The following is a 7261-nucleotide window of genomic DNA, read 5'->3' on the forward strand; positions in this document are numbered from 1 at the left end:
TGGCGCCTTGCAAGCGCGGGCAACGCCGCAGACGGCCCCTTTGCGAAGCAACCCGGAGGGAAGCTCATCCCAGCCCGCCCCTCGGCGTTGCGCTCCTTGTGCGTGCGGACGCACGCACGGCGTCGCGCGCCTTGATGGGCGGGCTGCGATGAGCTTCGCGACCCCTTCCATGGCGCTCACAGGCCCTAGCCTGCTGGCTTTCGACACCAGCACCGAGGTGCTGTCCGTCGCCGTGCGCCGGGGCGACGCCGTGCTGGCGCGCAGCGGGCCGGGCGGCGCCGAATCCTCCGCCACCCTGATCCCGCTGGTGCAGGCGCTGCTGGCCGAGGCGGGCCTCGCCATCGGGCAACTGGACGCGGTCTGCTTCGGCCGCGGCCCCGGCTCCTTCACCGGGCTGCGCACCGCCTGCGCCGTGGCGCAGGGCCTGGCCTTCGGCGCCGGCCTGCCGGTGCTGCCGGTCGATACGCTGCACGCCGTGGCCGAGGAGGCGCACCACGCTGCCGGTGCCGAGCGCGTGGTGGCGGTGCTCGACGCGCGCATGGGCGAGGTCTATGCCGCCGCACATGCCTTCGACGGCAGCGTCCACCCGCTCGGCGCCGCCGCGGCCGAGGCGCGGCTGCTGTCGCCGGAGGACGTGGCCGTCCCCGCCGGCTGGACGCTGGCCGGCAACGCCTTCGCCGCCTGCGGCGAGCGCCTGCCGCAGGATGCGCCGCGCGTGCAGGCGCTGCCCACCGCGGCGGCGATCCTGCGCCTGGCGCCCGCGCTGCTGGCCGCCGGCGCTGCCGTGCCGCCGGAGCGCGCCTGGCCCCTCTACGTGCGCGACAAGGTCGCGCAGACCACGGCCGAGCGCGCGGCGGCCAGGGAGGCGGCGGGATGAGCGCGGTGCTCGACGCCAGCGAAGCCCGCCTGGGGCCGATGACGATCGACCACGTCGACCGCGTGGTGGCGGTGGAGCAGCTCGCCTACAGCCATCCGTGGACGCGCGGCAACTTCATCGATTCGCTGCACGCCGGCTACCACTGCCAGGTGCTCGAGGGTGGCGGGAGTGTGGCCCCCACGCTCCCCGCCGTGCGTGGTTCGCTGCCCCCCGAGGGGGCGCTCGCCGCCCTGGGGCGGCCCCGCGGCGGCGAGAGCACCCTGATCGGCTACTTCATCGCCATGAAGGGCGTCGACGAGGTGCACCTGCTCAACATCACCGTGGCGCCGCCCTTCCAGCGCCAGGGCTGGGCGCCGCTGATGCTGGAGGCGCTGGCCGGCTGGGCGCGCGGCCAGCAGGCGCAGTGGCTGTGGCTGGAGGTGCGCACCGGCAACCGGCGCGCGCAGGAGGTCTACCTGCGCCACGGCTTCCGCCGCGTCGGCGTGCGCAAGGGCTACTACCCGGGCTTCGCCGGCCGGCGCGAGGACGCCATCGTGATGAGCCTGCGCCTGAACGAGCCTGCCAGCGCCTGGGGGAGCCTGCAGCGATGAGCGCCGCCCGGCCGCCCGAAGGCGCTCGCACCGCAGCGCGCAGCGCGGAGGTTCGCCTGTGACCCTGCTGCTCGATGCGCGCCGGCGCGCCATGCTGGAGGAGATGGGGGTCAAGGTCTGGCTGCCCGCGGCGGCGCCTGCGCCTGTCGCCGTGCGCGCAGCGCCGGATGCCGACGTGGCGGCAGCAGCCGTGGTGGAAGCGCCCGAGCCTTCGCCGCCGCCCCATCGACCGGCGCCGCCCGCGCGCACCGCCGCACCGAATCCACCCGCCGCGCCCGCCGCCCACCCGCCCGCCGCGGCCGGCACGCTGCGCCTGGCGCCGCCGCAGAGGCTGTATGCCCAGGCCGACGCGCCCGCGCAGGGCGGCTGGCTGGTGGTGGCCGACATGCCGCCCGGCGCCGACGGCCGCCACGGCCCGCCGCTGGCGGGCGATGCCGGCCGCCTGCTCGACCAGATGCTCAAGGCCCTGCGCCTGCCGGCCGGCCCGGCGCCGGTGCACCTGCTGCGCGCCCACCGGCCCGGCCCCGTCGCGGCGCCGGCCGGCGAGGACGAGGCCGACTTCGACACCGGCTTCGCCGCCTGGGCCGCGCCGCTGGCACCGCGCATCGTGCTGGCCATGGGGCCGCTGGCCGCACAGCGCCTGCTCGGCCGCACCGAGCCGCTGGGCCGCCTGCGCGGCCAGGTCCATGCGCTGCCGGCGCTGGGCGAGGGCGTGCAGCTCGTCGCCACCTACCACCCGGCCTACCTGCTGCGCAACCCGGCCGACAAGGCACGCGCCTGGGCCGACCTGTGCCTGGCGGCGGCCTGCCTGGACGGGACGGCCGGCTGACGGCCGCGCGCCGCCGGGCCGGCCTGCGCGGTCAGGTCAGAAGGTCCAGCGCATGTCCGCCTTCAGCCCGTTGTAGGTGGTGCCGCCGGTGAACTGCGTGCCGTAGGTGACGCCCAGCGTCATGTTGCGGCCCAGGTTCAGGTCCACGCCGGCGTCCAGCACGAAGGCCTCGCGCGCCAGCGGCGTGCCCAGCACCGTGAACTGGCTCAGGCCGCCGTACAGGCCGAGGCGGGCGCTGGGCGTGACATCGCCGTCCACCACGCGCCGCCAGCCGGCCGAGCCGCGCAGCGTCGCCTCCACGCCGCCCAGGCTGGCGCGGGTGGACGCCCGCAGGCCCAGGGTGGCGAAGGTGGTCTTCGTGCTGTCGCCGCGGCCGCTGAGCGCGGCGCCGCTACCCAGGCCCTGCTCGTTGATGCTGCCGCTGCGCACGTCCACGTGCGCCAGGCTGGCGAAGGGCTCGAAGGCGGTGCGCTCGCCGGCGTCGATGCGCCAGCCCACCTCGCCGAAGGCCTGCACCGTGCGCAGCGCGTAGCTGGCGCGCAGCCCGTCCGTCACGCCGGTGAAGGCGACCGTGCGCTGGGTGGTCAGCGACTGGCGGCTCAGGCTCGCGCCGCCGCGCACGCCCAGCGCGCCCCACTGCGCGCCGCCGTAGGCGCCCAGGTGCCAGGCGTCGCCGCTGGCCTCGCCGCGGCGTTGGCCGGCGTCCAGGCGGGTGTGGCCGAAGCCGGCGAACACGCCGGCGCGGGCGCTCTCGCCCACGCGCCGGTCGGCGCCGATCAGCAGGCCGCTGGTGCTGCGCTCGCTGTTGGCGGCGTTGCCGTCGCCGCCGGCCTCGGTGCGCCCGCCGTAGGCGCGCGCCCACACGCTGCCCTGGCTGCCTTCGCTCAACTGCGTGGCGCCGGCGGCGGCGGTGCCGACGCCGCCCAGGCTCTGGCGTGCGCGGTCCAGCACGGTGTCGCGCACCAGGTGGCTGTCTTCCACCGCGGCCGACTTCACGCTGGCGTGCAGCTCGCCCGAGAGCTGGTCGAAGGCCACCAGTGCGTTCGACCGGTCGAGCTGCACCACGGCGCGGTACAGCGGCGTGGCCGCCAGCGGCTCGATCGCGCCGGCGCTGGCCTTCTGGTTCCAGGTCACGCCCACGTCGGAGAAGCGCACGTCGTTGCGCATCAGCGTCAGCGAGGCAGTCTGCGCGCCGTACTCGATGGTCGGCGTGAGGAAGGCGAAGTTGGAATGAACGGCGCCGAACTGGCCGGCGATGCCGCCGTCCGCCTTCAGGATGGTGTAGCTGCCGTAGGGGTTCCAGTTGCCGTCGGCCAGCAGCGCGATGGCGGAGGCGCCCTGCACGGTCGCCCTGCCGCTGACCAGGATCTGGTCGCTGCGGCCGTCGGGCGAGGCCTCCACCTGGTAGGCGGCGCCGCTGGCCAGCGTCAGGTCGCCGGCCACGTGCAGCGTGCCGATGGAGTTGCCGGGCGCCACCAGCGCGCCGCCTTCGACCACCGTGCTGCCCACCGTGCCGTTGCCCTTGAGCGTGGCGCCGCCGGCCACGCTCAGCGTGCCGCCGAGCCGGCCGTTGACCGCCAGCGTGCCCGCGGCCACGCGGCTGGCGCCGGTGAAGGCGCTGCTGTCGCCGGTGAGGTCCAGCGCGCCGGCGCCGGTCTTGGTGAAGCTGCCGCTGCCGGACATCGCGTTGGCGAAGCCGGCCGCCGTGCCCTGGTCGATGACCAGGGCTGCGTCGTTGACGATCGCGCCGCTGCCGAAGCTGGCGGCGTGGCCGGCCAGCGTGCCGTTCAGGATGCGCGTGCCGCCGGTGTAGCCGTTGGCCGCGGCCAGCGTGGTGGTGCCGCCGCCGCGCTGCTCGACCGCGCCGCTGCCCGAGATGGCGCCGGCGAAAGTGGCCGCGTCGCTGCGGTTGAAGGCGAGCGTGCCGTGGTTCGCCACGTCGCCGGTGATCGAGCCGCCGGTGCCGCCATCGCCCAGTTGCAGCGTGCCCGCGGCGATGGTGGTGCCGCCGCCGTACGTGTTCGCCGCCGCCAGCACCAGGGTGCCGCCGCCGTCCTTGACGAGCGCGCCGCTGCCGCCGATGACGCCTGCGACCGTGTGGACGGTCGCCGTGTCGCTGTGCAGGGTGCCGCCGCCTGCGCCCAGCGTGAGGGCCCGCGCCGAGGTGGTGCTGGCCGTCGTCTGCAGGGTGCCGCCGTCCAGCGTCAGCGCGCCGCCGGCGTCGCCGAGCGCCGCGTCGTCGGCGATGCGCAGTGCGCCGCCCGTCACCCGCCAGGGCGTCACGGCGGTCGTGCTGCCGGCCAGCGTCCAGGTGCTGGTGCCCTCCTTCTCGAAGCCGGTGAAGTGGCGGTACTGCGCGGCTGCGCCGATGGCCGAGGCGTCGAAGGCGCCGTCGGCGCTGCCGGTCAGCGCCAGCGTGTCGTCGCCGGCGGCGGTTGCCACCACATTGCCGGTGATGGCCGAGGTGTTCAGCAGCTCGAGGCGGTTGCCGCCGCCGCTGAACCGGATCGCGTCCGCCCGTTCGCCGCCGCCCGCCGCCAGGCCGCCGCTGATGCTGCCGCCGTTGGTGATGCGGACGTCGCCGCTGGCGACGATGCCCACGCCGCCCGCGGCCGGCGTGTTGAGGTCGATCAGCGTGTTGCCCGCCGGCCCGCCGTTCCCGCCGGCGATGCTGCCGCTGTTCACCACGACCGTGCTGCCGGCGAGGGCCATGCCCGTGCCGCCGCTGCCGCCGCCGCTGGCCACGCCGACCGCGCCGATGCCTCCGGCGCCGCCCGCGCCGCCCTGGACGGCACCGCTGTTCCGGATGGTGACGCCGCCGGCCGTGCTGTTCAGGCCGGTGCCGCCGTCGCCGCCCCGCCCGGAGACGAGCACGGCGATGCCGCCCCGGCCGCCCGCGCCGCCGGCCACCGTGCCGGCGTTGTCGATCGCGGCCTGCGCCGCGTCGTTGTGCAGGCCGGTGCCGCCGTCGCCGCCGCGCTGGCCGAACGTCAGGGCGACGACGCCGCCGTTGCCGCCGGCCCCGCCGGTGAAGGTGCCGAAGTTGGCTGCGCCGGCGGCGCCGGCCTCCACCGTCACCGCCGTCCCGCCGTGGCCGCCGGCGCCCAGCAGGGGGCTGCTGCCCTTCGTCCCGGTGATGCTGCCGGCTGTGACCGCCGCATCGCCCAGCCGCAGCATGCCGGCCGCGACCTCGGCGCCGCCCGCCAGCGCGACGTTGCCCGTCAGCGCGAGCGCGCCGGCGCCGGTCTTGACCAGCCTGCCGTCGCCGCCCAGGGTGTTGGCCATGCTGACGTCGGCGGCCTGGTCGAGCACCAGCGTGGCGTCGTTCAGGATGCTGCCGCTGCCGAAGGCGGCGGCATGGCCGACCAGCGTGCCGCCGCTGATCGTCCAGGGCGTGGCCGCCTTGCTCGATCCGGTCAGCGTCCAGGTGCCGCCGTCGGCCTTCTCCAGGCCGGCGAAGTTGCGGTACTGGCTCCCGATCAGCCCCACGTCGAAGCTGTCGCTCCCGGCCCCGCCGAACACGAGCTGGTCCGCGCCGCCGGCCACGGCCACCACGTTGCCCTCGATGGCCGAGCCGGTGTTGATCTGCAGCGTGTTCTTGCCGCCGGTGAAGGTGACGGCATTGGCCTGGGCGCCCGTGCCGCCGTCGGCCCGCCCGCCGCGGATGGTGCCGTTGTTGACGACGGACAGATTGCTGCCCGAAATGCCCGCGCCGCCGGCAGCCGTGCCGGCCCCACCGCTGATCACGCCGCTGTTGCGGATGGCGAGGGTGCTGCTGCCGCCGCCCGTGCGGCTCACGCCGTCGCCGCCGATGCGGCCCGCGCCGCCGGACATGCTGCCGCCGGCGTCGTTCGTCAGGGTGCCGCCCTTGGAGCCGGCCCAGACCACGCCCTGGCCGCCGAGGCCCTGCGCGCCGGTGCCGGCCGCGCCCTTGCCGCCCATGCCGCCGCTGCCGCCCGCGATGGCTCCGCCATTGGTCAGCGTACCGGTCCCGGCGCCCGACCAGGCGATGCCGGCACCGCCGTCGCCCCCGCTGCCGCCGGCGCCGCCGCCGGCCTGGCCACCGTTGCCGCCGTTCCCGCCGAGGGCGGACGCGCCGACGTCGATAGCGACATTGCCGCTCGTGCGCAGCACGCCCATGCCGCCCTCGCCGCCGCCGCCGCCACCGCCCCAGCTGTCCTGGTTGAGGCCTGCGTTGCCGCCGTTGCCGCCATTGCCGCCCAGGGCCTTGCCGGTGACCGTATGGGTGGCAAGGATGCCGAAGAACATGTCGACCGCCAGGCCCGCGCCGCCGCTGCCGCCGCCACCTGCACCCAGGTCGGACCATCCCGGGTTTGAGGGAATCACGACGGACTGGCCGTTGCCGCCGGAGGAGCCCGTGGCGTTGTGGGTGCTGGCGCCCAGCGTCACCCGGTCTCCGCGCGCGCCGCCGTTGCCTCCGAGGGCGCCGGTCTGGCCGCCTCGGCCGCCTGCGCTGCCGATGCCCGTGCCGAGATTCGTGCCGCCCCCGCCCCCGCCGCCGCCGACCGGGAAGCTGCTGACCACGCCAGAGGCGCCCGTCGCTCCGGCGGCGGATGTGCCGCCGGCTCCCCCCGCGACCGCGCCGCTGTACGTGGCGCCGCCAGTGCCGCCGGCGGCCCAGGCGCCGCCGACCGCCAGGGACACGATCGCGGCGGCGCACAGCCGGGCGGTCGGCGAGAGACGGAAGGCGGGCGCGCCGGCGCGCCCGGGCGTCTCATCCTGGACGGTGCTGCTGCCGCGGGCGTGCGCCACCTCGGGCACCACCTGGGCCGTGCCCAGGGCTTGGTTGAAGATGACGCGATGGATGTGGTTCATGACAGGTGTTGTCTATCTTTATTAGTACAAGATACACATTGTCACGACATCAGTTAACAATTGTCATCAGCAAATCTTGGTTCAGGGCTTTTCGTGCAAAAGTTCACATCGAATCCAAAAGTACGCTAG

At 75.9% G+C, this 7261-nt stretch carries 4 protein-coding genes; 3 read left to right on the forward strand and 1 reads right to left on the reverse strand.

Annotated features, from left to right (window positions below):
* Positions 1-169 precede the first annotated feature (169 nt).
* The 3 genes from tsaB to ACIY1X_RS22875 are packed head-to-tail and all read left to right on the forward strand — an operon-like array spanning position 170 to position 2296.
* Entirely contained in the window at positions 170-877 is a 708-nt protein-coding gene (gene tsaB / locus ACIY1X_RS22865) for a tRNA (adenosine(37)-N6)-threonylcarbamoyltransferase complex dimerization subunit type 1 TsaB (protein WP_399685058.1), read from the forward strand.
* A complete protein-coding gene (locus ACIY1X_RS22870; protein ID WP_038200429.1) occupies positions 874-1467 on the forward strand; it encodes a GNAT family N-acetyltransferase in 594 nt (197 codons plus the stop codon). The genes tsaB and ACIY1X_RS22870 overlap by 4 nt, the downstream gene beginning before the upstream one ends.
* 58 nt (positions 1468-1525) lie before the next feature.
* Positions 1526-2296, forward strand: a complete 771-nt coding sequence (locus ACIY1X_RS22875) for a uracil-DNA glycosylase family protein (RefSeq protein ID WP_038200428.1) — start codon at positions 1526-1528, stop codon at positions 2294-2296.
* A gap of 36 nt (positions 2297-2332) precedes the next feature.
* Here the strand turns inward: ACIY1X_RS22875 and ACIY1X_RS22880 are convergent, their stop codons facing one another.
* Positions 2333-7132: an autotransporter domain-containing protein gene (locus ACIY1X_RS22880; RefSeq protein WP_399685062.1), complete on the reverse strand. Its 4800-nt coding sequence runs from the start codon at positions 7130-7132 to the stop codon at positions 2333-2335.
* Positions 7133-7261 lie beyond the last annotated feature (129 nt).

It is taken from the genome of Xenophilus sp. (genome assembly GCF_044462705.1).
GTDB classification, from domain to species: domain Bacteria; phylum Pseudomonadota; class Gammaproteobacteria; order Burkholderiales; family Burkholderiaceae_C; genus Xenophilus; species Xenophilus azovorans.